Origin of the sequence: Streptomyces sp. NPDC058525 (genome assembly GCF_042719495.1) — a bacterium.
Lineage (GTDB): Bacteria > Actinomycetota > Actinomycetes > Streptomycetales > Streptomycetaceae > Streptomyces.
Map to the genome: position 1 here is coordinate 1 of NZ_JBHXNP010000126.1, position 25,233 is coordinate 25,233.

At 75.6% G+C, this 25,233-nt stretch carries 21 protein-coding genes and 1 pseudogene; 5 read left to right on the forward strand and 17 right to left on the reverse strand.

What is annotated here, in order from left to right; translation table 11 throughout:
* Positions 1-186: 186 nt before the first annotated feature.
* On the reverse strand, positions 187-771 hold the full coding sequence (locus ACFWP3_RS37100) for a Uma2 family endonuclease (protein ID WP_384230212.1): 585 nt from the start codon (positions 769-771) through the stop codon (positions 187-189).
* A gap of 161 nt (positions 772-932) precedes the next feature.
* Positions 933-2,168 carry a hypothetical protein gene (locus tag ACFWP3_RS37105; RefSeq protein WP_384230215.1) on the reverse strand — a complete coding sequence of 412 codons (1,236 nt, stop codon included), beginning with the start codon at positions 2,166-2,168 and terminating at the stop codon, positions 933-935.
* Between the two features lie 232 nt (positions 2,169-2,400).
* Here ACFWP3_RS37105 and ACFWP3_RS37110 point away from each other — a divergent pair, with 232 nt between their 5' ends.
* The 3 genes from ACFWP3_RS37110 to ACFWP3_RS37120 all read left to right on the forward strand — a co-directional run bounded on the left by ACFWP3_RS37110 (position 2,401) and on the right by ACFWP3_RS37120 (position 6,067).
* Positions 2,401-4,008 carry a glycosyltransferase family 39 protein gene (locus ACFWP3_RS37110; RefSeq protein ID WP_384230217.1) on the forward strand — a complete coding sequence of 536 codons (1,608 nt, stop codon included), beginning with the start codon at positions 2,401-2,403 and terminating at the stop codon, positions 4,006-4,008.
* Positions 4,009-4,089: 81 nt separating this feature from the next.
* Complete coding sequence (locus ACFWP3_RS37115) at positions 4,090-5,256, forward strand: glycosyltransferase (protein WP_384230220.1); 1,167 nt, start codon at positions 4,090-4,092, stop codon at positions 5,254-5,256.
* A gap of 154 nt (positions 5,257-5,410) precedes the next feature.
* Complete coding sequence (locus ACFWP3_RS37120) at positions 5,411-6,067, forward strand: polysaccharide deacetylase family protein (RefSeq protein ID WP_384230222.1); 657 nt, start codon at positions 5,411-5,413, stop codon at positions 6,065-6,067.
* Positions 6,068-6,103: 36 nt separating this feature from the next.
* On the opposite strand, the gene ACFWP3_RS37125 is transcribed toward ACFWP3_RS37120, so the two are convergent.
* Positions 6,104-6,865, reverse strand: a complete 762-nt coding sequence (locus ACFWP3_RS37125) for an SDR family NAD(P)-dependent oxidoreductase (protein ID WP_384230224.1) — start codon at positions 6,863-6,865, stop codon at positions 6,104-6,106.
* Between the two features lie 55 nt (positions 6,866-6,920).
* Positions 6,921-7,256, reverse strand: coding sequence for a YnfA family protein (locus ACFWP3_RS37130; protein WP_384230226.1), 336 nt, complete (start codon positions 7,254-7,256; stop codon positions 6,921-6,923).
* A gap of 184 nt (positions 7,257-7,440) precedes the next feature.
* On the opposite strand from ACFWP3_RS37130, the gene ACFWP3_RS37135 reads away from it, so the two are divergent.
* Positions 7,441-7,932 carry a hypothetical protein gene (locus ACFWP3_RS37135; protein WP_384230229.1) on the forward strand — a complete coding sequence of 164 codons (492 nt, stop codon included), beginning with the start codon at positions 7,441-7,443 and terminating at the stop codon, positions 7,930-7,932.
* Here ACFWP3_RS37135 and ACFWP3_RS37140 read toward each other — a convergent pair.
* The 13 genes from ACFWP3_RS37140 to ACFWP3_RS37200 all read right to left on the reverse strand — a co-directional run bounded on the left by ACFWP3_RS37140 (position 7,920) and on the right by ACFWP3_RS37200 (position 23,559).
* Positions 7,920-9,467: an FAD-dependent oxidoreductase gene (locus ACFWP3_RS37140; protein ID WP_384230230.1), complete on the reverse strand. Its 1,548-nt coding sequence runs from the start codon at positions 9,465-9,467 to the stop codon at positions 7,920-7,922. The two genes, ACFWP3_RS37135 and ACFWP3_RS37140, sit on opposite strands and share 13 nt — an antisense overlap.
* A 71-nt stretch (positions 9,468-9,538) precedes the next feature.
* Complete coding sequence (locus ACFWP3_RS37145) at positions 9,539-10,282, reverse strand: Mut7-C RNAse domain-containing protein (protein ID WP_384230233.1); 744 nt, start codon at positions 10,280-10,282, stop codon at positions 9,539-9,541.
* A gap of 105 nt (positions 10,283-10,387) precedes the next feature.
* A complete protein-coding gene (locus ACFWP3_RS37150) occupies positions 10,388-10,918 on the reverse strand; it encodes a GNAT family N-acetyltransferase (protein ID WP_384230235.1) in 531 nt (176 codons plus the stop codon).
* 160 nt (positions 10,919-11,078) lie between these two features.
* Positions 11,079-11,219, reverse strand: coding sequence for a hypothetical protein (locus ACFWP3_RS37155; RefSeq protein ID WP_384230238.1), 141 nt, complete (start codon positions 11,217-11,219; stop codon positions 11,079-11,081).
* 250 nt (positions 11,220-11,469) lie between these two features.
* On the reverse strand, positions 11,470-12,420 hold the full coding sequence (locus tag ACFWP3_RS37160; protein ID WP_384230240.1) for an NADase-type glycan-binding domain-containing protein: 951 nt from the start codon (positions 12,418-12,420) through the stop codon (positions 11,470-11,472).
* 2,594 nt (positions 12,421-15,014) lie between these two features.
* The gene (locus tag ACFWP3_RS37165) at positions 15,015-15,590 is read right to left on the reverse strand and encodes a phage tail protein I (protein WP_384230242.1); all 576 of its coding nucleotides are present in this window, start codon (positions 15,588-15,590) and stop codon (positions 15,015-15,017) included.
* Positions 15,587-17,557 (reverse strand): putative baseplate assembly protein, encoded by a 1,971-nt coding sequence (locus ACFWP3_RS37170; protein WP_384230245.1) that lies wholly within the window; start codon positions 17,555-17,557, stop codon positions 15,587-15,589. The genes ACFWP3_RS37165 and ACFWP3_RS37170 overlap by 4 nt, the downstream gene beginning before the upstream one ends.
* Positions 17,557-17,979, reverse strand: coding sequence for a GPW/gp25 family protein (locus ACFWP3_RS37175; protein WP_030722541.1), 423 nt, complete (start codon positions 17,977-17,979; stop codon positions 17,557-17,559). Before ACFWP3_RS37175 ends, ACFWP3_RS37170 begins: the two co-directional genes overlap by 1 nt.
* Complete coding sequence (locus tag ACFWP3_RS37180; RefSeq protein WP_384230247.1) at positions 17,979-18,296, reverse strand: PAAR domain-containing protein; 318 nt, start codon at positions 18,294-18,296, stop codon at positions 17,979-17,981. Before ACFWP3_RS37180 ends, ACFWP3_RS37175 begins: the two co-directional genes overlap by 1 nt.
* A gap of 50 nt (positions 18,297-18,346) precedes the next feature.
* Positions 18,347-20,164, reverse strand: coding sequence for a VgrG-related protein (locus ACFWP3_RS37185; RefSeq protein WP_384230249.1), 1,818 nt, complete (start codon positions 20,162-20,164; stop codon positions 18,347-18,349).
* Positions 20,161-20,886, reverse strand: a complete 726-nt coding sequence (locus tag ACFWP3_RS37190; protein WP_384230251.1) for a LysM peptidoglycan-binding domain-containing protein — start codon at positions 20,884-20,886, stop codon at positions 20,161-20,163. The genes ACFWP3_RS37185 and ACFWP3_RS37190 overlap by 4 nt, the downstream gene beginning before the upstream one ends.
* 104 nt (positions 20,887-20,990) lie before the next feature.
* On the reverse strand, positions 20,991-21,416 hold the full coding sequence (locus ACFWP3_RS37195) for a phage tail protein (protein WP_030664136.1): 426 nt from the start codon (positions 21,414-21,416) through the stop codon (positions 20,991-20,993).
* A 43-nt stretch (positions 21,417-21,459) separates the two neighbouring features.
* Positions 21,460-23,559 (reverse strand): hypothetical protein, encoded by a 2,100-nt coding sequence (locus ACFWP3_RS37200; protein ID WP_384230254.1) that lies wholly within the window; start codon positions 23,557-23,559, stop codon positions 21,460-21,462.
* 337 nt (positions 23,560-23,896) lie between these two features.
* Here ACFWP3_RS37200 and ACFWP3_RS37205 point away from each other — a divergent pair.
* Positions 23,897-25,233: pseudogene (locus ACFWP3_RS37205) on the forward strand (hypothetical protein); the annotation flags it as partial.

Below are 25,233 nucleotides of genomic sequence, written 5' to 3' on the forward strand. Positions count from 1 at the left end.
GCCCCCACGCCTCGTTTTACTGACACGGCGACCACCGTGATCTTCAACCCCCCTATCGTCGGCAGCGTCTGTTGTGTATAAGAGACTGGGTCATCTGCGTCCCGGGCGGCCGCCGGGGCGCGTATTTCGGGGGTGTGGCGGGCCGGGGCCGGGGGACGCCCCCGGCCCTTCTCCCCGTCCGTGGGCTCAGTCCTCGTCGCCGTCGAGGAGCCGGTCCACGGGCAGTTCAAGGGTGATGCCGAGGGACTCCGGGAGGGGGAACGACGACCCGCGCTTGAAGGCCTTCCGGGACCGGTACTCACCCCCGCGGGGGTCGGTGTACACGACCGCCTCGTCGTGGCGGCGGTCGGAGACCAGGTAGACCGGGACGCCTGCCTGTGCGTAGCAGTCGACCTTGGAGCCGAGGTCGTCGGCCCAGTTGGACGAGGTGATCTCCACGACCATGCGGAAGACGTGTGGGGCGTAGCAGTTCTTCTCCACGTGGGCGTCCCGGTAGTCGGCCTCGACGAGCGAGAGGTCTGGGACCGCGAAGTCGGTCGGCCCCGAGGGCAGCCACAGTCCGATGCCCTGCAGGTACTTCAGCCCGGCCCGGCGCGCGCCCGCGGTGAGCAGTTCCTCGATGAGCCAGGTCAACGACTCGGCATGTGCTCCGTCGGCAGGTGGTGTCACGGTGAGCCTCCCCTGGAGAATCTCCACTCGGTGCCCGGGAAGCTCCCTGGAGAGTCGATCGGCGGCCTCCGCGATCGTGGTCTCGTGCTGTATCACGGCCATAGCTTCCTCCTTTTCGTGACCCACGCTTTCGGAGCGTAGCCGCGGTCGCGGACATTCCGCTCGGCTTCACCCGTACGGGCCGGAACCGGCCCTCACGCGCGTGTGCCGTGCTCGGGAGGGGCCCGGGCACGGCACAGGTGGGTTGGTGGGGTGCTGGTGGGTCAGGGGTGCATGTTGAGCTTGGAGAGGCCCTTGTCGGGCTTGGGGGGTGCGGTCACGCCGGGCCTCAGGGGGGCGCCTTGGGTGAGGAGGAAGGATCCCGGGGGCTGGGGGATGGCCGCGGTCCAGACGCGCGGGGTCGGGCACTCGAGCAGGTCCGGCTCGCCCCGGTCCACGTCGCAGGTGGTTTCCCAGACCTGGCCGCCGGTGGTGACCACTTCGACGATGATCCTGTTGGCGGTCTCCGCGATGGTGATGCCGCAGGGGTTGGCCGGGTAGGTCGTGGAGGGGGAGCTGAGGTTGTACCAGGTGTAGGCCGGCTGGACGCCCGGGGCGGGCTGGTTGTCGGCGTTGAAGTCGTACACGCCCGCCCATGCGGTGCCGTCGGGGGTCAGGACGGCCTTGTACTTGACCTCCGCCTCGTCCCAGGAGGTGGAGATGGCGACGCAGGGGCCGGTGGCTCCGGTTGCGCCCGTCGCGCCCGTGGCTCCGGTGGCGCCTGTTGCACCCGTGGCTCCGGTGGCTCCGGTCGGGCCTGTTGCTCCGGTGGCGCCGTCCAGGCCGGTCGCGCCTGTGGCTCCCGTGGCACCTGTGGCGCCCGTTGCGCCCGTGGCCCCGTCCAGGCCGGTGGCTCCCGTGGGTCCCGTTGGCCCGGTTGCGCCCGTGGGTCCGGTCGGGCCCGTGGGGCCGGTGGGGCCGCCTCCGGGGCCGGTGGCGCCGGTGGCTCCGGTCGCGCCTGTTGCTCCGGTGGCGCCCGTTGCACCTGTGGCTCCGGTGGCTCCGGTGGCTCCGGTGGCGCCCGTGGCCCCGTCGAGGCCTGTGGCGCCCGTGGCTCCTGTCGCGCCCGTGGCTCCCGTGGCACCGGTGGCACCCGTCGCGCCCATTGGGCCCGTGGGGCCCGTGGGGCCGGGCCTGCCTTCGCAGTCGCCCTTGTCGTGCCGGTCCGCGCCGAAGCCCATGACGCCCGGGCCTTCGTCGGGGCGGCCTTCGGGGCGGTCGGGCCGGCCCTCGGGGCGGTCCGGGCGGTCGGGGCGGCCCTCCGGGCGGTCCGGGCGGCCCTCAGGGCCGTTGCCCTCGTGGCACTTGTCGCCGCCCGCCGTGCCGACCGGCACCGGGCCGGCGGGCAGCGGTCTCTCGGCGATCGCCAGCGCGGGGTTGGCGAAGCCGAGCATCACGATCGCCAGTGATGCCAAGGCCCCGCCGGCGACCCACCTGCCCTGCCGGGGAAGCGGGCCCATACGGGGTGTCCTCTGCTCAGGACTCATCTGTGTGTGCTCCTAGTGGAACCGGATGGACTGACCTGAAGCGCATGAGCTTCGTCCGGATCCTTGGGGCAGCCCGCGCCGAATGCGGGGAGGCGCGAGACCCGATCATCACATCGGAGGGAGCTGCGGAGCCGATCAGGCGAATGCCGGAGTCACCGTCCGTGGCCAGCCCGGGGTGGCGGCGCGGCGGCGCTATGACTGTTCCGTGACGACTCTGATCCGTCCTGCCCGGAACGCGGAGGCCCGGCCCCGGGAAAGGGGACGACGCCTTCCCGGAGCGCGATCAGGGCTGTGGCTGTGGCCGGCGGCGGCCACCCTGGCCGTCGCGGTCGTCGGGATCAGCGGCCCCCAGCTGGGCACCGACGAGCTGGTCACCTGGAGCGTCGGCGAACGCGACACGGGCCGGATCCTGGCCCTGGTGCGGAACGTCGACGCCGTGCACGCCACGTACTACCTGCTGATGCACGGCTGGATGGCCGTCTTCGGCGACTCGCACCTCGCCCTGCGCCTGCCCTCGGCGCTGGCCATGAGCGGCGCGGCGGCGTGCGTGGCGCTGATCGGCGCCCGGCTCTTCGGCCGGCGCGCCGGACTGTGCGGCGGGCTGCTCTTCGCGCTGGTCCCCGCCGTGAGCCGGTTCGGCCAGGAGGCCCGCGGCTACGCGCTGGTGGTCCTGGCCGCGACCTTGGCCACGTACCTGCTGCTGCGGGCGCTGGATCGGCCCCGGAGCGGGTGGCGCTGGGCGGCGTACGGCGGGTGCGTGGCGGTCGTCGGGCTGCTGCACCTGGTCGCGCTCACCGTGGTGCTGGGGCATCTGGCCCTGCTGGTCTTCCGCTTCGTCCGGCGCGAGCGCGACGGTCTGTGGGGCTTCGGCCTCGCGGTGGCCGCGGGTGCGGTCTGTGTGGTCCCGGTGGTGGTGCTGGGCAGATCGCAGGCGTCGCGCCAGCTGTTCTGGCTGCCGGCGCCGGACGGGTGGGGGCTGGTCGGGATCTGGCCGCAGGTGTTCGCGTCGGCGCTGTGTGCCGGAGCGGTGGTCACGCTGGCCGCGCTGGCGTGGCGGGAGGCCCGGGAGGGGCTCGTCCTGTGCTTCGCGGTGGCCGTGCTGCCCCCGCTGGTGCTGTGGGCGGCGTCGCACGGGGCGGTGTCCTACTTCCGGTTCCAGTACGTCCTGTTCACCGTGCCGGCGTGGGCGGTGGCGGCGGGCGCGGGGCTGGCGGTGGCCACCCGGCCGTCGTCCCGGCCGTCGTCCCGGCCTGCCGGGGCCGGGCCTGCCGGGCCTGCCGAGGCTGCCGCGGCTGGGGCTGCCGAGGCCTCCGGGTCCGCCGGGCCGTCCCGGCCGTCCTGGCTGCCGGTCGCGGTCGGTCTGGCCGTACTCGCGCTCCTCGTGCTCCCCGACCAGACCAGGATGCGGGGGGCCTTCGAGCACGACGTCCCGCACGCCGCGGACTACGCGGGCGCCGCGCGGACGATCGAGAAGTACCACCGCCCCGGGGACGCCGTGGTCTACGTCCGGGGTGCGCCCTGGATGCTCGACCAGGGCGTCCGGTACTACCTCCGGCGCGACCTGAGGCTGCCGGAGGTGTTCCTCGCGGCGACGGCGGACGAGAACGCCGAGCTGTATCCGACCCATTGCGGCCGTCCGGACGCGTGCCTGAAGGGCGAGAGCCGGATCTGGGTGGTGGTCCCGGGCAACGGTCCGGATTCCCTGGAGGCCGTTCCGGCGGCCCAGGCCAGGGCGCTGCGCGCGCGGTACACCACCTACGGGTCGGAGCACCTCAGCGGTCTGACCGTCACGCTGCTGGAGCGCAAGCCGTAGCTCCCGTCCCCGACGCCTTCGTTCCCCCGCTGCCCCTCCGGTAGCGGCATCTGCATCCGACATCACAGAGATGGATGGGCTGTGACACCAACGGTCTGCCTGAACATGATCGTCAAGGACGAGGCCCCGGTCATCCGGCGCTGCCTCGAATCCGTACGCCCGCTGATCGACAGCTGGGTCATCCTGGACACGGGGTCGACGGACGGCACCCAGGACGTCATCCGCGAGGTGCTCGGGGATCTGCCCGGCGCGCTGTACGAGAGCCCGTTCAAGGGGTTCGACGCGAGCCGCAGCGAGGCGATCGACCTCGCGATGGCCCGTGGTGACGCGGACTACCTGCTGTTCATCGACGCGGACGACCTGATGGAGGTGGCGCCGGGCTTCCGCATGCAGCCGCTGACCCATGACGCGTACCGGGTCGCGCTGCACGACGGGCCGATCATCCACTGGCGTCCGGCGCTGGTCTCCACGCGGCTGCCGTGGCGCTACGTCGGCATCCTGCACGAGTACATCGAGTGCGGGCGGCCGTACGGCCTCGGGACGCTCGTGGGCGCCAACATCCTCTCGGTGGGGGGCGGGGCGCGGCTGCGGGAGGACGGCCAGCGGACGAAGTACCTGCGCGATGCCGAGCTGCTCCAGCAGGGGCTGGTGAGGGAGCCGGACAACGCGCGCTACGTCTTCTACCTCGCGCAGAGCTGGCGGGACGCGGGGGAGCCCGAGAAGTCGCTCGAGGCGTACGACCGGCGGGCGGCCATGGGGGGTTTCGCCGAGGAGGTGTTCTGCGCCGGGCTGTACGCGGCACGGCTCGCGGTGGAGGTGGGCCGGCCGTCGGGCGAGGTGGTGGACCGGTTCCTGCGGGCGCACGAGAGCCGGCCCTCGCGGGCGGAGGCGCTGGGCGACCTGGCCCGTCTGTGCCGTGTCAACGGGCAGCGCTGGCCGCTCGCGTACATGTTCGCGCGGCAGGCGGTGCGGATTCCGTACCCGAGCGACGTGCTGTTCGTGGAGTTCGACTGGTACGAGTGGCGCGCTCTCGACGAGCTGGCGGTGGCGGCGTACTGGGTCGGCGAGTACGAGGAGTCGGCGCGGTGCGCGGAACGGCTCCTGGCGGGCGGCAAGCTGCCGGCGGGGGAGCGGGAGCGCGTGGCGCGCAATCTGGAGTTCGCGCGCGGCAAGCTCGGGGAGGCCGGGCAGCTCGGGGAGCCCGGTGATTCCGGCCGGCTCGGTGCGAAGGATCTCGTGGATGCCTGAGCGGGCGGTGCGGGCGGTGCGGGCGGTGCGGGCGGTCCGGGCGGTGCGGGTGGCGCGGGTCGCCGGGTCGCCGGTGTCGGGCGGGGAGTTCCAACTGGGGGGTTGACGGCGCGAGTTGGTCTAGACCAGGGTGTGCGGCATGTGGAGATCTCGCGTGCTTGTCGCCGCGCTCGCGTCGTTGTCGCTCGCCCTCGGGGCCGCCGGGTCCGCGCAGGCGCGGGTCGGGCTGCCGCCCGTCGTGAACCGTGTGCCGACGCAGGAGAAGGTCGTCTTCATCACCATCGACGACGGCTGGAACCACGATCCGGAGGCCGCCCGCATCCTGCTGGAGAAGCGGGTGCCGGTGTCGCTGTTCCTGCTGCCGGGGGCGGCCTCGTACGACACGGAGTACTTCACCCGGCTCATCGGGGAGGGGCGGGCCAGTGTGGAGAACCACACGGTCAACCACCCGGATCTGACGACGCTCGACGCGGCCGGCAAGGACGCCGAGGTGTGCGGGGCCGGGGAGCAGCTCCAGGCGGCCTTCGGGCGGACGCCGAAGCTGCTGCGGCCGCCGTACGGGGCGGTGAACGACGAGGTGCGGCTCGCGGCGAAGGCGTGCGGGGTGAAGGCGCTGGTGACGTGGACGTACGACTTCACCACCTGGGGCGAGACGCCGCCGACGCCGCGGCTGCGGAGCGGTGACATCGTGCTGCTGCACTTCACGCCGACGCTGGCGGCGGACCTTCAGCGGGCGCTGGACGCGGCGAAGGCCGCCGGTCTGAAGCCGGCGGCCCTCATGCCGCATCTGAAGACGGCGGGGCTGGTCTAGGGCCCGGCCGGTCCGATCCTGATCCGCCGGACGGCCCTAGAGCTCGCGGTGGACCTTGGTGTTCGAGGCCTGGGCGCGGGGGCGGACGACCAGCAGGTCGATGTTGACGTGGCTGGGGCGGGTCACGGCCCAGGTGATGGTGTCGGCCACGTCGTCGGCGGAGAGGGGCTCGGCGACGCCCGCGTACACCTTGGCGGCCTTCTCGGTGTCGCCGCGGAAGCGGGTGGTCGCGAACTCCTCGGTCTTGACCATTCCGGGGGCGATCTCGATGACGCGGACGGGCTGGCCGACGATCTCCAGGCGGAGGGTCTCGGCGAGGACGCGGGCGCCGTTCTTGGCGGCGACGTAGCCGGCGCCGCCCTCGTACGTGGAGTGGCCGGCGGTGGAGGACAGGACGACCACCGTGCCGTCGCCGGAGGCGGTGAGGGCGGGGAGCAGGGCCTGGGTGACGTGGAGCGTGCCGATGACGTTGACCTCGTACATCGTGCGCCAGTCGGCGGGGTCGCCGGTGGCGACGGGCTCGGCGCCGAGGGCGCCGCCCGCGTTGTTGACCAGGACGTCGCAGCGCTCCAGGGCGGTGGCGAAGGCGTCGACGGCGGGCCGGTCGGTGACGTCGAGGGCGTGGGCGGTGGCCCGGTGGCCGGCCGCGGTGAGCTCGGCGGCGAGCGCCTCGATGCGGTCCTTGCGGCGGGCGGTGAGGACGACGTGGTAGCCGGCCGCGGCGAGCTGCCGGGCGGTGGCGGCACCGATGCCGCTGCTCGCTCCGGTGACGACGGCGGTTTTGGTGGCCGTGCTCATGTGCGGGGCTCCTCGTTCGTTCGTACGGGCGATTACCCGCCAGCATAGGACGGGCTCAGCGGCCCCGCGGAACGTACATGATCACGGCCATGCCGACGAGGCAGACGAGCGCGCCGACGATGTCCCAGCGGTCGGGGCGGTAGCCGTCGGCGACCGCGCCCCAGACGAGGGATCCGGCGACGAAGACCCCGCCGTAGGCGGCGAGGACGCGGGCGAAGTCGCCCTGGGGCTGGAGGGTGGCGACGAATCCGTAGAGGCCGAGGGCGATGACCCCGGCGCCGATCCAGGCCCATCCCTTGTGCTCGCGGACGCCTTGCCAGACGAGCCAGGCGCCGCCGATCTCGAGGAGCGCGGCGAGGGCGAAGAGGGCGGCGGAGCGTGCGATGAGCATGGCCGGAAGCCTATGGGGAGGGTGGTCGGGCGCGGTCAAGGGCGGTGAGGTGTGCGGTGGCCGTGAGGGGTGGTGCCGTGCGGGGTGGTGCGGGCGAATGGCCGGACGGCCCGCCCTCATTCGTGTGATGGTCCGACCGGTTGGGCCGGGTGGTGGCTAGCGTCCGCGCGTGGAGGTGGTGGCGATGCGCCGTGTTGCCGTACGGAGTGTGGTGCTGGCAGGGCTGCTGGCGTTCGGTGGGGCGGTGCCCGCGGGCGCGGCCCCGGTGGACGCGGGGTCGGTGGGGGCGGGGCCGGAGGCCGACGTGGCGTACCACGGGCGGGTGTCCCTGGCCCACGGCCGGCTGCGGATCTGGCTGGTCCCGCAGAACGAGGGGCCTTCGGCGCTGCCCAATACGACGGTGCGGGTGCGGCTCTCGGCCGATCTGGCGGACCGGCAGGAGCTGTCGGAGGGCTGCGCGCGGGTCGGGCCGCGGGAGGTGGTGTGCGAGACCGGGCCGCTGCCGTTGCGGGGGCGCGGCCGGCACATCGGGCTGCTGCTGGAGCTGCGGGAGCGGGCGCCGGAGGTGGTGGTGCGGGTCGACACCTGGTGGAACGGCGGTGCGACGGACCGGAACCACGCCAACGACGAGCACGTGGTGCTGGCGCTGGACACCGGCGACGCCTACGCCTTCTGACCGGGGCCGGCGGTACGGGCGGCAGCGGCGGCGGGCAGGAGCCAGGCGGCCACGGCCGCCGCGAGTTCGGTGTCGGCGGCCCGGGGCGCGCTCCAGGCGACGTACCCGTCGGGGCGTACGAGGACGCAGTCGGTGCGGGCGGCGGTACGTCCGGCCGTGCGCCAGTGGACGTGGGCGAGCGGGGCTCCGGGCGGGGTGGGCCGGCCGGGCGGGGTGATCAGGACGAAGCCGCCGCCGCGCAGGGCCTCGTAGAGCCGCTGTCCGTGCGGGCCGGGTTCGAGGGCGAGGTCGGGGGCGCGCCGGCCGGCGGGGCGGCGGGCTCCGGGCGGGGGCGGGTAGGCGAGCCCGATGCCGGAGACCAGGCCGAGGGCGCGGTCCTGGGCGGGGCCGACGCGCGGGAGGACGGCGGCGCCGAGGCTGCGGGCGGTGCGGCGCAGGGGGCCGGTGGCCATGACGGCGCGGACCAGGGTGCCGCTGATGCGCAGGACGAGGCGGCCGACGGGGTGGCGTTCGCGGTGGTAGCTGTCGAGGAGCGCCTCGGGGTCGGGGGCGCGGCCGTGGAGGACGGCGGCGAGCTTCCAGGAGAGGTTCGCGGCGTCCTGGAGGCCGGTGTTCATGCCGAGGCCGCCGGCGGGGGAGTGGACGTGCGCGGCGTCGCCGGCGAGGAAGACGCGGCCGGAGCGGTAGTGGGGGACCTGGCGTTCGTCGCTGTGGAAGCGGGACATCCAGCGGGCGTCGTGCATGCCGTGGTCGGTGCCGAGGGCGGTGCGCATGATGGTGCGCAGTTCGTCGAGTTCGACGGGGTCGTCGTCCTGGGCGCGGCCGTCGCGGTGCCAGCCGATGGCGCGGTACCAGCCGTCGCCGAAGGGGACGAGGAAGCCGAAGGCGCCGGCGTTGCCGTTGACGGCGAGGAGGTCCTGGGGAGGGTCGGTCAGCCGGACGTCGGCGAGGATCATGGAGCGGACGACGGCCTGGCCGGGGAAGGTCAGGCCGAGGGCGGTGCGGATGGTGGAGCGGACGCCGTCGGTGCCGACGGCGTGGCGGGCGTGGAGGGTGGTGCGGGCGCCGTCGGTGGTGCGCCGCAGGTCGAGGGTGACGGTGTCCCGGTCCTGGTTAAGTCCGATGAGCTCACTGTCATATCGGATGTCCGTGCCTGTGGACAGCGCGCGGCGCTCGAGCAGTTTCTCTGTCTCATATTGAGGGGTGATGAGTACGAACGGGTAGCGGGTTCGCAGTCGTTGAAGGGAGATGGGCATGCCTCCGAAGGGGCTCAGGCGGTCGATCCGCCGGCCGGTGGAGACGAGTGCGTCGGCGAGGCCGCGCGCGTCGAGCAGTTCGAGCGTGCGGGCGTGCACGGCGAAGGCGCGGGTGAGGTTGGCGGCGGTGCGCGGGCGGCGTTCGACGAGGGTGACGGAGAGTCCGGCGGCGGCGAGGTCACCGGCGAGGAGCAGCCCGGTGGGCCCGGCGCCGACCACGACGACGTCGATGGTGTCCTCTGCGTGCTGCGCGTCCTCTGTGCCCAGTGCGGCGGTCATGCCTCGGCAGTCTGCCAGCCGCGGGCCTCCGGGGCGCGGTGTCGCGCCGCTCGGTGTCGCGCCGCTCGGTGTCAGACGGTCCCCGAATCGGCGGTGCCGAATTCGAGGAGCGCCTCGTCGACGATCCGCTCCAGGCGGGCGTGGTGGGCGCCGCGCCAGTAGACGCGCTCGCAGTCGGTGCACTCGGCGAAGACGTCGTAGGAGCGGTGCGTGCCGTGTTCGAGGCGGTCGCCGACGCTCTCCTTGTCGGCTTCGCGGAGCGGGCCGTTGCAGGCGGTGCAGCGGGTCCACGGTGCGAGGGCGGGTGCGAACCTGCCGAGGATGTCGCGCAGTTGGTCGTCGGGGTTGTCGCTGTAGACGTAGGCGCCGGCGAAGATCTCGCGGCGGCGCAGCAGTCCGCGGTCGCGGGAGAGCAGGACGCGCTGCTCGGCGGCGGAGCGGGTGGCCAGGGCCGGGTCGCCGATGTCCTCGTTCTCGTAGGCGGCGTCGACGCCGAGCAGGCGCAGGCGGCGGGCGAGGGTGCCGAGGTGCACGTCGAGGAGGAAGCGCAGCGGCGCGCCGGGGACCGGCTGGGGGCGGTCGACTCCGAACACCTCGACGGACTGGCCGTCTTGGGGCACGTAGGAGACGGGCACCTCGCGGCCGTCGACGAGGATGCGGCCGACTTCGGTGAGCGGGACGCCGGCCGATTCGACGACGTGGCCGAGGCTGGAGGCGCCGTCGGTCGCGGTCGGTACGCGTTCGCCGCGCCGGCTGGGCGCGGCGAACAGGCGCAGTTCGGGGGCGAGGGTGAGCTGAATGCCGGGTCCGTTCACCTTGTCAGCATGCCACTGCTCGGGCGGCGGATGCTGCGAATTACGAGGTCGCGGCGGTGTGGGCGGGCCGCGGCCGGCCCATCTCGCTCATCTCGCTCATCTCGATCATCGAGGGGGAGTGGGGGTGACGCTATCGAGCCGGTAGCGCCAGTCGAAGCTGGGGTGGGGGACTCCGGGCGGGTACTCGAAGGCGACCTCGCCGAGGCATTCGAAGCCCGCCCGGCGGCAGACCGCGTTCGAGGCCGCGTGGTCGGTGCCGGGGAAGGCGTGGACGGTGTCGCGCGTGCCGTGGGTCCGGGCGTAGGCCAGGACCGCCGTCACCGCGGCCACGGCCAGGCCCCGGCCCTGGAACTCGGGCAGGACGCCCCAGCCGGACTCGTACACCGGCTCGCCCTGCCACTCCCGCTCCCAGAAGCCGACGCTCCCGACGCTCTCCCCGGTGTCCTCCAGCACCACGCGGAACATCCGCCCGGCCGCGCGCTCCCGCGCGCTCAGTGCCTCGTACCGCCGCTGCCGGTCGAGCAGCTTCCCGGCCGTCTCCGGCCCGCCCAGGTACCGGGTCATGGCGGTGTCGTTCTTGCGCTCCAGCAGCCAGAAGTCTCCGGCGGCCCAGGGAGTCAGCAGTACGGATTCCATGCGCCAAGGCTGCCAGACACCGGGTGCGGGGTGCGGGGTGCGGAGTGCTGGGTGCTGGGTGCTGGGTGTCGGGTTTCGGGCGCCGGGCTTCGGGTGCCGGTGTCGGGTGCCGGTGCCGGGTGTCGGTGTCGGGTTTTCCGGCGCCGGGGGGTGCGTGGGCTCAGTCCTCGGCCGGGCGCTGGAGCTCGGGGACGGACAGGCGGGCGGACGGTGCGGCGATGCCCGCGCTCAGCGGGACGCCCTCGGCCGTCAGGAGGGCTTCGGGGGTGTGGGGGTGTCGGTCCGGGTGCCGTCCGGCCACCGGAACCGGGCCCGTCCGTGTCGGCCCGGCGGTCGTACTCCGAGGTGACGACGAGTACGGACTCGCCCAGGACCTACGGGTTCCCGATCACCCACTCCTCCAGGTGCCGGCGCTCGTACAGCGCTCTCGGCGGCCAGGTCGGTCCGAGCCGCGGGCTCGGCCGACCGGCCGGGGACGGTGAGCAGGTGGTTCACGGGTCCCCCTCCGCGGTGCGCTCGCGCGTGCCGTGGGCGGAGTCCAGGCCAGCCGGTCAGCTGCGCTGGAAGAACTCCACTTCTGCCAGGGCGACATGGCGGTCCGGGGCCAGGCCGGCGGGGGCGTCGAGGGTCAGGCGGACCGTGGTGACGTCGCTGATGCCGGTGGTGAACGTCTGCGGGCCGGGCTTGTCGCTCAGGGTGAGCTTCTTGTTGACCTTGACGCCGTCGCGGTCCGTCACCTCCATGTCGATCTGAAGGGCCCGGCCCTGCTTCGCGTAGTCCTCCGGTGAGGTCGAGGCGCCGTTGGTGATGATCACGGCGACCAGGCGGAACGGTTTGCCGAAGGTGTACGTCACCGAGGCGCCGGGGCCGGGCGCGGCCCAGTAGCGGTTGCTGAGCCCGTCCGTGGCGTGGCCCACCGGGTGCCCGGGCAGGTCGGCGCCGGCCTCGGAGCGGGTGGCGGTCACCGCCTTGGCCTTGCCGAGTTTGTCCAGGGTGTCCTGGACCAGGTGGCGGCCGGCAGGCAGCAGGAGGAAGCCGCCGGCGCACAGGGCCAGTACGACGGCCAGGACCACCAGGAAGCGCACCAGCCGGCCGGAGCCGGCGCGGATGCGGCGGCGCAGCGGCCAGACCGTGCGCCACCACGGCAGGGGCGCGGGCGCGGCGGCGGGCGTCAGCGGAGCCGCGCAGCGGCGGCAGAAGCGGCGGTCGGGCGGATTGGGCGTACCGCAGGCCGGGCACGGCACCCCGCCCACGTCCTCACTCACCACGGCGGCCCGCACGACGGGCCGCGGCGCGACGGGCTTGGCGGGCTGAACGGGAGCCGGGGACGCTGCCGCGGGCGGGATGGGGGCGGGGCCGGCGGCGCCCGGGGCGACGGGGCCGGGGGCGATGGGCCCGGGGGTGACGGGCCCTGGGGTGACGGGCCCGCGGGTGATGGGCCCGGGGGTGACGGGCCCTGGGGCGATGGGCCCGGGAACGACGGGCACGGGAACGACGGGCACGGGGCCGGAGGGTGCCGGGCCGGAGGGTGCCGGGCTGGTGGGCGTCGGGCTGGTGGGCGTCGGGCCGGCGGTGGGAGGCCGGGGGGCCGGGGAGGCCGTACCGGGGTCGGAGGACCGCCGGGCCGCGGGCCCCGCCTGCGCCCCACCCGCCCCCTGCCCCGCCGGACCCTCCCCGCCGCCTGCCGGAGCCTGCGACGCGGCTGCCGCATCGGCCTCCGCCGGGCCGACCCCGGTGACAGCGACCGCGGCCGCGTCGAACTGCCGACGCCACCAGGGCACCGGCGACCCCGCGCCGGTCTCCGGGGAGTTGGGTGCGGCCGGTTCGGGCTGGCGCCGAGACCAGGGCAGCCGCGGGCCGGTGCGGTCGGGGGCTGCTGACGACTCCGCGCCGAGCTCTGGGGAGTTGGGCGCGGCCGGTTCGGGCTGGCGCCGAGACCAGGGCAGCCGCGGGCCGGTGCGGTCGGGGGCTGCTGACGCCTCCGCGGCGGGCTCTGGGGAGTTGGGTGCGGCGGGTTCGGGCTGCCGCCGAGACCAGGGCAGCCGCGGGCCGGTGCGGGCGGGGGCTGCTGACGACTCCGCGCCGGGCTCTGGGGAGTTGGGTGCGGCGGGTTCGGTCCGCTGGCGCGACCAGGGCAGCCGAAGTCCCGCGCGGTCGGGCGAGGCTGACGACTCCGCGCCGGATTGCGGGGAGTTGGGTGCGGCCGGTTCGGGCTGCCGAAGTCCCGCGCGGTTGGGTGCGGCCGACGACTCCGCGCCGGGGCCCGCGGGCAGGCCTGCCCCCGCCCCGTCGCCCGCCCGAGAGCCAGCCCCCTCCTCCGGGGCCGCCCCTTCCGGTCGCGATGCCACGTGACCCGCACCCGCGTGGGCACTGCCCGCCGCTGCCGTGCCGGCCGACGCAGAGCCTGCTTGTGTGACGGCCTCTTGGGACGCCCCCTGAGCGGCGCCCTCCCGGGCCGTGACCCCGTGGGCGCTGCCCGCCGGGGCCACGCCCGCTTGGGTGTTGCCCTCCCGGGCAGGGGTTGCCCGGGGGGCGCCCTCTCGGGCCGTGCCCTCCTGAACCGTGCCTGCTGGTGCGGTGGCTTCGCGAGGCGTGCCCTGTTGGGGCGTGGCCCCTCCGGCCGCTGCTTCCAGGGCTGCGTCCGCTTCGGCCGCGCCGTCCCGGGCAGTGCCCGCCTGGGCCGCGCCGTCCCGGGCTGCGCCCGCTTGGCCCGTGCCGTCCCGGGCTGCGCCCGCTTGGCCCGTGCCGCCCCGGGCGGTGTCCGCCTGGGCGGCTTCCCGGGCGGTGCCCGCGTGGGCCGCGCCGTCCCGGGCGGTGTCCGCATAGGATGCGGCTTCCCGGGTTGCGCCTGCCTGCGGGGTGGCCTCCCGGGCTGTGCCCGCTTGCTCTGCGCGCGCTTGGGGTACGCCCCGTCGGGTGGCGTGCTCCCCGGCCATGGGCCCTTCACCCGTGCCCTGTTGGGCCGTGCCGTCACGGGGCGCGGCCCCCTGGGCCGAGCCTTCCCGTGCGGGGCCTGATCGGGCCGAGCCCTCCTGGGGCGGGCCCGCTTGGGGCGAGTCTGGCTGTGCCGTGGCCGCTCGGGACGCGTCCTCCCCGGCCGTACCCTGCCGGGTGCTGGTCGCTAGGGGCGTGCCCTGGGCCGTGCCCTCCCGGGTGGGGCCTGCTTGGGCGTTGTCCGCCCGGGCCGGGCCTGGCCGTGCCGTGGCCCCGGCGACGGTGCCCTGTTGGGCTGAGCCCTCCCGGGGCGTGGCCCCCTCGGGCGTGCCCGACTGAGTCGGATCTGCTTGAGTCAGGCCTGCCCCGGGCGTGCCCGTAAGCGCCGTGCCTGCCTGGGCGGAGCCTGCTTGGGGCGTGCCCTCGCCGTGTGTGGCCTCCCTGGCCGTGTCGGGGGTCCCCTGCTGGGCCGGGCGCGCTTGGGCAGAGCCCTGCCGGGGCGTGGCCCCCTCGGGCGTGCCCGACTGGGCCGTGCCCGTTCCGGCCGGGCCGGCCTGGGCGGTGGTCTCCGGGTACGGGCTCGGCTGGGGTGCGTCTGCGTAGGCCGATCCTGCCTGGGCGGAGCCCGATTGGGGCGTGCCCTCGCCGTGTGTGGCCTCCCCGGCCGTGTCGGGCCGAGCGATGCGCTGCTGGGCCGGGCCCGCTTGGGCAGAGCCCTGCCGGGGCGTGGCCCCCTCGGGCGGGCCCGACCGGGCCGGGCCCGGCTGGGTCGGGGCTGTCTGGGCCGGGCCTGCCTGGGCAGAGCCTGCCCGCACCGCGCCTGCCTGGCCGGAGCTTGCTTCGGGCGTGCCCTCCCGGGGCGTGTCCCCTTGGGCCGGGCCTGCCTGGGCAGAGCCCGCCCGCAGCGCGCCTGCCTGGCCGGAGTTTGCTTCGGGCGTGCCCGGCTGGGGTGGGTCTGCGGGGGCTGGGTCCGGCTGGGGCGGGGGTGGCTGGGGTGTGTCTGCCTCGGCCAGGTCTGGCTGGGGCAGGGCTGCCCCGGCCCGGGGCGGCTGGGTGGGGGTGGGGGTGGGGTCTGACCAGCCTAGGTAGGCGCCGCAGTTGGTGCAGAAGTCGTCCGTGGGGGTGTTGGAGGCTCCGCATACGGGGCACGCGCGCATGGTCGTCACCTTTTCTCACCTTCGGGCGGGCCCGGCAGGACCTCCACCCGGCAGACCGTGTGGACGGGGCACAGGGTGCGGATCAGGGCGTGGACGCGGTCCGCGTCCACCGCATGGGCCGGGCCGCCGTCGTGGAGCGGCCAGACCCGGATCAGGACCTCCTGCGCGGGCGCGGCCGGCAGGTCGGTGCCGGGTGTGCGGGACCAGGTGGCGGCGCCGTCGCCGCTGACCTCGGCGGATACGCCCAGGATCAGGCGCAGGGCCTCGGTCAGGCCGCGCCGGGTGCCGCGCCGGCGGTGCAGTTCCACCGCGCGCGCCACCGCCTCGCGGCGCAGCTCCAGCGGCCACCGCGGGTCGTCGACGCCGCCGACCCAGGTGGCCAGCCAGGGCAGGAAGTCGGCCGGGGCCAGCCGGGGGTCGAAGTAGGCGGGCAGGTTGTCGAGGACGGAGAACACCGGGGCCAGGACCGTGTCCAGGCCCGCCGTGAACCGCTGGGCGAAGTCGTCGTCGGCGTACAGCGCGGGCAGCTGCTCGCCGATCGGGTGCCGGCTGGGCAGGCCCGGGACGGCGGCCCGGCTCATCCGCGCACCTCCGGCTCCGGCGACGTGACGACGACCTGGTGCTGGTACGAGAAGACCAGCGCGCCCGGGCCGAGGTCGATGCGGTCGACGGGGGCCCCGCGCCGGCCCGTGATCGGGTCGGCGGCGAACATCCGTATCTCCTCCACCAGGACGTCCCCGATGGCGCGTTGCAGTACGCCGAACACCTCGCCGTACTGCACGGGCCGCCCGAACGGCCAGCCGGCCCCGTCGGGCCCGCCGTGCAGCGGGTTGAGGTGGCGGAACAGGGCGGCGAGAGCCGCCTCGCGCACCCGGTCGGCGTCCCCGGCGGGCGCCGACAGCCGGGCGACGACGGTGACGCCCTGGTAGACGGGCGGTTCCACGACGAGGCGGGTGCCGATCAGGCGGCGTTCGTCGAGGGTGCGGGTGATGGCGGTGAGCACCTGGTCGGAGGGGATCAGCTGCTCGAAGCGGAGCCGGTCGTCGCCCTCGTCGGCCACCGCGTCCGGTACGACCAGGACCCGTACCGCGCCTGGGCCCCCGCCGCCGTCCCGGTCGGGCAGGCAGCGGACCCGGCGCACCGAGGGCGCCGCCTGACGGGCGATGATCTCGTAGTCCTCGGCGGTCACCGCGCGCTCCTGCATGCGCAGCGTCTCCGGGGCCCGCAGTTTGGCGTTGTCGATCGTCTCCCCGGCGACACCGCCGCGCGCCGCCTCCCGGTTGGCGACGCGGGCGACGTACGGGACGGAGCTGCGCAGTACGGAGATGGCCCCGCGCGAGACGTTGCCCGCGGGGCCGCCCCCGGTGCGGTAGCGGGCCACGCGGACCTGCGAGCCCTTGGGCGGTACGGCGCCGCAGGGGCGCAGGGTGCCGTCGGCCTCGCGGAGCACCGGCGGAAACGTGAACTCGCCGGTGGTGGCGTCGACGCGCACGTGCCGGTCCTCGGGCCGCGAGCGGCCGAAGTGGTCCACCACGTCCCAGCGCTGCCAGCCCTCGGGGGAGGACACCTCCACGACCGGGGGCTCCCCGTCGAGCAGTACGGGCGGGCGGCCGAGCCGGAAGGTCTGCCCCGCCACCCCCTCGGACGCGCCGAGCGGTACGTCGGCCACGCGCTCGGCGTGCTCGACGGTCATCGTGCCGCCGACGGTGAAGACGGAGGCCTCGCGCACGGTCGGCGACTCCGAGTAGAACGGCTGGCCGGGCTCCGGTTCGGTGACCCGGCAGCGCAGCCAGCCCGCGCGGGTGCCGCTGATCAGCGAGGCGGCGTGCCCGGCGGGCACGTACACGATGACCTCGCCGGGCCGGTTCAGGCCGCCGGTGCTGTCGGAGTCGGTCTCGCAGCGCTGCCACCGGCCGCCGTCCCAGGCCTCCCACACCAGCGGGGGCTGGCGCGGGTCTACGCCGACGCCCTCGACGCGGCTGTCGAGGCGCACCGCGACCACGCAGCGCGGTACGGCGGTCGGCAGGCCGAACAGCAGCGCGTCGCCGGGCTCGGGCGTGGCCTGGAAGCACGGGATGTCGCGGCCCTCGGCGAGCGCGCCGGTCCGGTCGGTCAGGTCACCGGTGCGGGGCGCGGTGACCAGGCGCGTCAGCTCGCTGGGCACGATGCGCAGATCTTCGGTGGTGGCGAAGACCACGGCCTCCTCGGTCTCGCCGGCCGCGGTGGTCACCTCGGTGCCCGCGGGCAGGGTCACCGTGTCGGGCTGCGGAGCTGACAGCCAGAAGTCGACGTCGGCGAGGGCGGCCGACGGCGGGTACAGCTGGATGCCCAACAGGTCGAGGAACACCAGGTAGTTCTTGTCCGGGACCCGGTTCAGCCGGTACAGCAGCTGGTCGACGAGGTAGGCGAACGTCTCGATCAGGGTGACGCCCGGGTCGGAGACGTTGTGGTCGGTCCACTCCGGGGCGCGCTGCTGCACGTACCGCTTCGCCTCGTCGACGAGCTGCTGGAACCGTCGGTCGTCCAGGTTGGGGGAGGGCAGGGCCATCAGTCCGCGACCATTTCCTCGGCCCCCTCCTCGGAGGGGATCGTGTAGAAGGGGAAGACCAGGTTGCGCCGGTCGTTGGTGGTGCGCACCGTGTAGTGCACATCGATGTAGAGGGTGCCCGCCTCGACGGAGTCGAAGGCCACGACGACCTCGTCCACCGCGATCCGGGGCTCCCACCGCTCCAGCGCCTCGCGCACCTGCTGGGCGACGCGCCCGGCGGTGTCGCCGTCGCCGGGGGCGAAGACGTACTCGTGGATGCCGCAGCCGAATTCGGGCCGCATCGGCCGCTCGCCGGGCGCGGTGCCCAGCACGAGGCGGATGGCCTCCTCCAGCTCCCGCTCCCGCTCGACCATGGCGATCCCGCCGGTCGGGCCGACGCGCAGCGGGAAGGCCCAGCCGCGTCCGATGAACCGTTCGCTCATCACACGCCCCCGATCAGTACGTTCGGCGCGCCGGTCAGGACCATCGCGCCGCACGCGGTCTGGTCGCGCGCCCGGGCAGCGGGCAGCCCGCCGATGAGCACGGCCCCCGCGATGGCGGCGGCCGGGTTGGGCATGATCACGTTGGCCGGTCCCATGGCCGCGTGCGGCGGGACGACGCAGACGTGCAGGCTGCCCACGACGGCGGCGGGCCGGCCGCCGATCAGCACCGTCGCGACCGCCGCGGCGGCGCCGGGCGGCGGCGTGGCGAGCCGGCCACCGTGGTTGGTGGGGTCGCCGGTACGGGCTGCGGCTGGCATCGGGTGCTCCTCGGGAAGGCGGTCGGGGTACGGGAGTCAGGGGGCGGGGGTCAATTGATCCGGATGAGCCGGGCCTTGAGTACGGCGAGCAGGCCGCCGTTGACGGTGACGTCCGCGGTGCCGTTCACCTTCACCGACCGGCCGCCGATGCTGACCCCGGCCGTGCCGTCGATGTCGACCTGCCGGCCGGAGACCTTCACGGTGCCCTTCCCGGCGTCCAGGGTGATGCCGGTCTTGTCCAGGAGGACCGAGGTCAGGGGGCGGCCCCGGCCGGCGTACACGGTGAGCTCGATCCGGTCCCGGCGGTCGTCCATGCGTACTTCGAGCCGCTCGTCCCCGGTGACCAGCCGCAGGCCGGAGGGGCCCGGGGCGGCCGCGTCCAGCAGCTCCACGCGGTGGCCCGAACGGGACACCACCGAGCGGCGGTTGACCTTGCCGCTGGTCTTGTCGATCAGCGGCACGTCGTGCGGCGAGGGCTGGTCCACGCCGTTGTAGAGCCCGCCGAGGACGTACGGGCTGTCGAGGAGCCCCTGCTCGAAGCCGACCAGGACCTCGTCGTTGACCTCGGGGCTCACCACGCCGCCGCCGCCCTTGCCGCCCCACTGGACGGTGCGCACCCAGTCGGTGACGTAGGTGTCGTCGAGCCAGGGGAACTTCAGGCGGACCGCGCCGCGTTGGGAGCCGTTCGGCTCGCGCACGTCCGTCACCACGCCGATCGCCAGACCGGGGATGCGCGGGCCGCGTCCCGGCGCGTTGGCGCCGGTCACCAGGCCGGTCAGGGAGCGGTCCGGGCTGGCGCTGACCCACACGGTGGTGCGGTAGCCGCCGTGCGGCTCCAGGACGTGCTGCACGGCGGTGGCCGTGTACCGGCCGGAGAACGCCTGCCCCACGTTGCCGAGCGCCACCGGCTTGCCCGCCCGCAGCAGCGGATTCCCCTCGGCCACCGCCTCCAGCTCGCCGAAACCGGCACTGGTCTGCGCCGCCGCCGCTTTCGCGGCCGCCATCGTCTCGGCCTGCGTGCGGTACGGGGTGTCGGTGACGGCCACGGAGGACTTGCCGAACCGGGCGGCGAGCTGCGGGCCGAGACCGGGCACGACGGTGTCGCTGACCACGGACGGCTGCTCGGCGATCAGCGGCCGCTTGGTCGTCACGTCCCAGCCGCGCACCTGCACCGTGGAGGCGCCGTCCGCGGCCGACAGCGCGGCGCGCAGGGCGAGGAGGTTGCGCCCGTACTCCAGGACCATCGGGTTGCGCGTCGCCGACGTGGACGGGGCGGGCGCACCGGAGGCCTTCACGGGCCGGGTGAACTGGAGCAGCCCCTTGTCGTCGATGCGCACCTGCGCGCCGCTCTCGCCCGCGAGGAACTGCAGGAAGTCCCAGTCGGAGACGTTCGCCTGCGACAGCTGCTTGTACGTCACCGGCGCGGCCTCCACCTTCCCGACGGCCAGCCCGGCGCCGGCGGCGACCTTGCGGACGATGGCGGCGGCCGTCATGTTGCGGTACGCCACGACCTTGCGGCCGCGCTGGAGGCGGTGCGCCTTGGAGTAGGCGCGTACGACGGTGAACGAGCCGGTGCGGTCCCGGTCGATCTCCAGGGCCGTGACCTCGCCGTTGAACAGCCGCTCCCGGGCCTGCCCCTTCACCGTCGTCACCGACACCCGCAGCGGGGAGCCGATGGTGATGCCGGTGGCGCGCAGGAACTCGTGGTCGGGGTCGCGGTAGGTGAGCACCGCGGTGTCGGGCAGGCCCACGTTCTCGTCGACCACACAGCTCACCAGCTGCGCGGCCCACACCGGCGGCAGTTCGCCGGGTGCCTCCACGATCGGGTCGGCCGCGAACGACCGTCCCCCTGGTTCGGATCCGCTCACCGCTGCTCCTCGCCGCCGTCTTCGTCCTGTACGCCCGGCACCACGAGCTCGGTGCCGGGGACCAGCGCCATCGGGTCGTCGATGCCGTTGGCCTCCGCGATGGCCCGCCAGGCCGTCGCGTCCCCGTACTCGCGCCAGGCCAGCATCGCCAGGCTGTCGCCCGCCACCACGATGTGCGTGCTGCGGGCGGTGCGTGAGCCGGAGGTCGGGTTCTGGCCCGGCGGGTCGACGCTCGCCTCCTCGATGGACAGCGAGCAGGTGGCCCGCAGCGGCTTGCCGTCCACGTCGAAGAGCGTGTACGACACCGACAGGTTCGACAGGACCCCGTCGAACGAGGTCGTACGTGCGCTGCCCCACTCGAAGCGCACCCAGGGGCTCGCCGGCTTCTTGCGGCCGAGGCTGGCCGGGGTCGGCACGCAGGCCTTCATCAGCTTCTCCACCGCCTGCTCCACCGAGTTGTCGTGGGTGGCGGTGGCGTCGAGGAACACGTCCAGGCTCAGGGTGCGCGGACCGCTGCCCACGAACTCGGGCAGCGCCGACTGGCCGGCCATCCGGGACGGGGACCGCCGCCATTCGGTGGTCTTGCCCAGTTGCAGGGTCGAGGGGTTGAACTGGAGGTCGAGCTTCGCGATCGTCCCGCCCGGCTTGGCGCCGACCGAGGTGGGGGGCTCTTTGAGGGTGAGCTGGGCCCTGGCGCGGCTGGCGCGTGCCGATGAGGCCATGGCGTGGGCTCCCTTCCGGAGCGGGGGCGGCGAAGAGGACGGACGGGGGGTGGGCGGCGCGGGCGGTCAGGAGGGGGCCGGGGTCGGGGCCGGGGCCGGGGCCGTCAGGAGGGCAGCAGGCCCGCGTGGGCGATCTCCAACGTCTCCACCGCGGCGGCCGAGTTGGCGGGGTCGAAGGACGGGCCCTGCCACCGGACCGGGACGATCCCGAACACCTGCCAGCTGATGATCCGGCTCAGGTCGGGCCGCAGCGCCACGATCTCGCCGTCCTTCGGCTCGACCCGGCGCAGCGTCTCGTCCAGCCAGCGGCCGATCTTCGCGGTGTCGGCGGTGACGGGCCGGGTGAGGGTGATGTTCGACCAGGTCACGCGGCCCGGGAGCTGCCAGGTGAAGCCGTTGTTGCCGCCCTCGGCGTAGCTCTCCATCTCGACCTCGGCGCCCATGCCGGAGCAGGTGTGGAAGGCGCCCAGGTCGTTGCCGCCGATCGCCAGCCGGAAGAACACGCTGGTCGCGAAGATGTTGTCCGTCATCGGTCCGTCGTCCGTTTCTCGTTCGTACGTGTGCGCGGCGCGCTCAGCGGCGTCCGTCGAAGGGCCGGCCGGCGCGTTCCCGGCCGCGCCGCAGCTCGGTGCGCAGCAGGCGGGCGACCGGATCGAGCAGCCGGCGGGCCAGATCGTCCAGGTCGGCGTCGGGGACCTGGGACGCGGCCGCGCCCGAACGCTCGTGGCGGCCCGAGGCGGTGGAGCCCGTCGTCTTGCCCGTCGTCTTGCCCGTGGTCGTGGCCGGGCGGCTGTTGCCGCCGCGGGGTGCGGGCGGGGCGGTCTGGACGCTGACCGGGCCGGGAGCGCTCCGGCCGCCGCCCGTGTCGCGTTGCACCGGCGGCGTGCCCGGCGGGAGCGCGGGGCCGGGGACGGGCGGGGGGCCTGCGGGGGCCGGAGCCCTGGGCCGCACCACCGGGACGGGCTGCGCCGACGACGAGGCCACCGCGGACGGCTGGACCACGAGCGGCGCCGCGTGCGCACCGGTCACCGGCAGGGGCGCGGCCGGGAGGTGGGCGGGTCCCGGACGCACGGCGTGCACGGGCCGGGGGCCGTGGCCCGGAGCGGCGGAGGCGGGTGCCGGCGCGGTCGTCGGCCGCGGCCCGTCGGCGGCGCGCTGGACCTGCTGCGGCGCGGCGGACGGGGAAGGCCAGCGCGCCGCGACCACGGGCCGGCCCGCCGGACGGGGAGCGGGGGCGGCCGCGCTCCCCATGTCACGGGTGTCGAGGGGCAGCGGCCGCGCCGACAGGAGCTGAAGGGTACGGGGCACGGGCACGGCCGCGTCGCGGTCGGGGCGCGGGGCTCCGCTCGGGTCGGTGACGCGCCGGGCGACGACCAGCGGGACCGGGCCGCCGGTACGGCGGGCCGGCGAGGACCCGCCGGGGCGCCGGGACGTGGCGGGGGCGCCGGGCCCGGCCGGGGCCGGGAGGTCCGGCGAGGCGGCGGCCCGCTGCACGAGCGGGGGAGCGCCGGCCGGGCCGCCGGACGCGGGAGCCGCGGCGGCCCGTGCGGGGGCAGGGCTCTGCGCGTCGCCCGCGCCCAGCAGGGGGGCGTGGACGGACGAGGGCGCGGGCGCGCGCTGGACGTCGGCGGGGAAGCCGGGCCGCGCGGCGCGGGACGGGGACGAGGGGGACAGCGGCGGCGCGGCGCTCGGCGGCAGCGCGGGCAGCGGCGCTCCCAGCCCGCTGCGCATGCGCGGAGCGGAGCGTTCCGGGGTCGGGGCCGGGGCCGGGGCCGGGGCCGGGGCGTCGGGGGTGGGTTCTGCCTGACGCTGGACGATCGGCATCCCGGGGGTGGGTACGGATCCGGTCGCCGCTGTGGAGCGGGCCGACGGCACTGCGGTGGCGGGCAGTTCGGTGAGGGGTGCGCCGAGGGGGGCGCGGGTCTGCGCACGTTGTACGGGGGTCGCGCCGTCGGCCGCGGACTCCGCCTGGCGCTGCACGATCGGCATCCCGGGGGTGGGTACGGATCCGGTCGCCGCTGTGGAGCGGGCCGACGGCACTGCGGTGGAGGGCAGTTCGCGCTGTACGGGGGTCTTGGCGTCGGCCGGGGCCGGGCCGTCGGCCGCGGGTTCCGCCTGGCGCTGGACCATGGGCATCGCCGGAGCGGCGGCCGGGGCCGAGCCGGGTGTCGGCGCGGAGCCGGCCGACGGGGTGGCCGTGCCCGGGAGTTCCGCCGACGGGGTGCCGAGCGGTGCACGGCTTTCCGCACGCTGCACGGGGGTGTCCGAGCCGGCCGTGTTCGTGACCGGCGCGTGCGTGGCACGTACGACGGACACGCGGCGCCTGGGTGCGGCGGGCACCCGGGCCACGGTCAGCGTACGGCCGACCGGGCGCGGCCGGACCGCCGTGTGCACGGCCTCGGCGCGGGGCGAGGGGGTGCCGGCAGCCTGGGGGGCCTCGGGGGCGGAGCCGGAGCCGGATGCGGTGGGGTTCGCGGCCGCCCGCTGGACGGGCGGGCCCGACGGAGTCTTCGCGGCGGGCCCGGCGGATGCCGCGCGGGCCGGCGGGGCGCCTTCGGCGGTCGCACCAGGGACCACGGCGATCCGGCGGACCAGCGGGAAGCTCGGCGGCGTCGCCGCACGGCCGGGTGCGGCCGCCGCCCGCTGCACGGCGGGAGCGGGGGAGCCGAGCACGGCCGGGGCGTGCGTGGACGTCAGCCCACGGCTTTCGGGCGCCCCACCGCCCGACCGGCCCTCCCGCGGGCCGCCGGGCGCGGTGGCACGCGCGACGACGGGCCCCGGAGCGGACGGGGAGGCCGACGCGGCCGCACCCGGGACCGGGCCCTGCGGAGCCGCGGCACTCGGACCGGTCGAGGCGGCACGGGACGGCGTAGCACCGGAGGAAGGGGAGCCGGATGAGGCGGGCCCGGACGACCCAGCGCCGGAGGCAGCGCGGCCGGCCGACGGCCCGCCGGACGCGGGAGAGCTGGATGAACGATCCCCGGCAGAGGCGGACCCGGGCGACGAGCCGGTGCGAGGCGACAGCCCGCCGGACGAACGGGTCCCGGGGGAGGCGGAGTCGGACGAGGTCGAGCCGGACGACGAGCTGCTGCGGGACGATGTCCCGCCGGATGAACGGGTCCCGGGCGAGACGGAACCGGACGAGGTCGAGCCGGACGACGAGCTGCTGCGGGACGATGTCCCGCCGGATGAACGGGTCCCGGGCGAGACGGAACCGGACGAGGTCGAGCCGGACGACGAGCCGGTGCGCGACGACGTCCCGCCGGGCGAACGGGTCCCGGACGAGACGGAACCGGACGAGGCGGAACCGGGCGACGAGCCGGTGCGGGACGACGGCCCGCCGGACGAACGGGTCCCGGACGGGGACGAGCCGGACGACGAGCCGGTGCGCGACGACGTCCCGCCGGATGAACGGGTCCCGGGGGAGGCGGAGTCGGAAGAAGCCGAGCCGGATGACGAGCCGGTGCGGGACGACGTCCCGCCGGGCGATCCGGAGCCGGAAGAGGCCGAGCCGGACGACGAGCCGGTGCGGGGCGACGGCCCGCTGGACGAACGGGTCCCGGACGGGGACGAGCCGGGCGACGAGCCGGTGCGCGTCGACGTAGCGCCGGGCGATCCGGAGCCGGACGAGGTCGAGCCGGACGGCGAGGTGCCCGGTGAGGTGGCGCCCGGGCGGGTGCGGCGGGAGATCTGCGGGGTGTCGGGCTTCGGTGCGGTGGCGGGCTCGCGGGGGGTGGTCGGAGCCGTGGTTCGTACGTGGGTGAGCTGTGCCTGCGAGCCGGCCCCGGCCGTGGGTTCCGGCTCGGACGGGTGGCGCAGGGCGCGCAGCAGCAGCGGGCCGCCGTTGGAGGCGGAGGCCGGGGTGGGGCGTGCGGTGGTGGGGCGGGCGACCCCGCGCACGAGGCCGGCCGGGGCCGACGGCAGCACGGCGTGGGCGAGCCCGGTGTCGAACGACGGATCGCGCCACGCGGCCAGGCCGGACCGGAAGGCCAGCCCGTCGCTGACGCCCAGCGGCGCGCGCGACACGGTCAGCCGGGGCGCCGACGTCATGCGCCAGCCGCCGTCCCAGTCGCCCGGCACACCGCCCGGCACACCGCCCGGCACACCGGCCTGCACACCGCCCGGCACACCGGCCTGCCGCCCGGCAGACGAGCCGCCGGAGGACGCCGCGCCGGACGCCGCGCCGGACGCCGCGCCGCCGGACGCCGCGCCGCCGGACGCCGCGCCGCCGGACGCCGCGCCGCCGGAGGGTGCGCCGCCGGAGGGTGCGCCGCCGGAGGGTGCGCCGCCGGAGGGTGCGCCGCCGGACGCCGCGCCACCGGAGCTGTCTCTGAGGCGCATCGCCGG

Coding starts and splice junctions, on each gene's coding strand:
- ACFWP3_RS37190 (WP_384230251.1), bottom strand. CDS start 20,886: ATGGCCTCATCGGCACGCGCCAGCCGCGCCAGGGCCCAGCTCACCCTC.
- ACFWP3_RS37195 (WP_030664136.1), bottom strand. CDS start 21,416: ATGACGGACAACATCTTCGCGACCAGCGTGTTCTTCCGGCTGGCGATC.
- ACFWP3_RS37170 (WP_384230245.1), bottom strand. CDS start 17,557: ATGGCCCTGCCCTCCCCCAACCTGGACGACCGACGGTTCCAGCAGCTC.
- ACFWP3_RS37180 (WP_384230247.1), bottom strand. CDS start 18,296: ATGCCAGCCGCAGCCCGTACCGGCGACCCCACCAACCACGGTGGCCGG.
- ACFWP3_RS37150 (WP_384230235.1), bottom strand. CDS start 10,918: ATGGAATCCGTACTGCTGACTCCCTGGGCCGCCGGAGACTTCTGGCTG.
- ACFWP3_RS37135 (WP_384230229.1), top strand. CDS start 7,441: ATGCGCCGTGTTGCCGTACGGAGTGTGGTGCTGGCAGGGCTGCTGGCG.
- ACFWP3_RS37100 (WP_384230212.1), bottom strand. CDS start 771: ATGGCCGTGATACAGCACGAGACCACGATCGCGGAGGCCGCCGATCGA.
- ACFWP3_RS37140 (WP_384230230.1), bottom strand. CDS start 9,467: ATGACCGCCGCACTGGGCACAGAGGACGCGCAGCACGCAGAGGACACC.
- ACFWP3_RS37165 (WP_384230242.1), bottom strand. CDS start 15,590: ATGAGCCGGGCCGCCGTCCCGGGCCTGCCCAGCCGGCACCCGATCGGC.
- ACFWP3_RS37105 (WP_384230215.1), bottom strand. CDS start 2,168: ATGGGCCCGCTTCCCCGGCAGGGCAGGTGGGTCGCCGGCGGGGCCTTG.
- ACFWP3_RS37130 (WP_384230226.1), bottom strand. CDS start 7,256: ATGCTCATCGCACGCTCCGCCGCCCTCTTCGCCCTCGCCGCGCTCCTC.
- ACFWP3_RS37175 (WP_030722541.1), bottom strand. CDS start 17,979: ATGAGCGAACGGTTCATCGGACGCGGCTGGGCCTTCCCGCTGCGCGTC.
- ACFWP3_RS37125 (WP_384230224.1), bottom strand. CDS start 6,865: ATGAGCACGGCCACCAAAACCGCCGTCGTCACCGGAGCGAGCAGCGGC.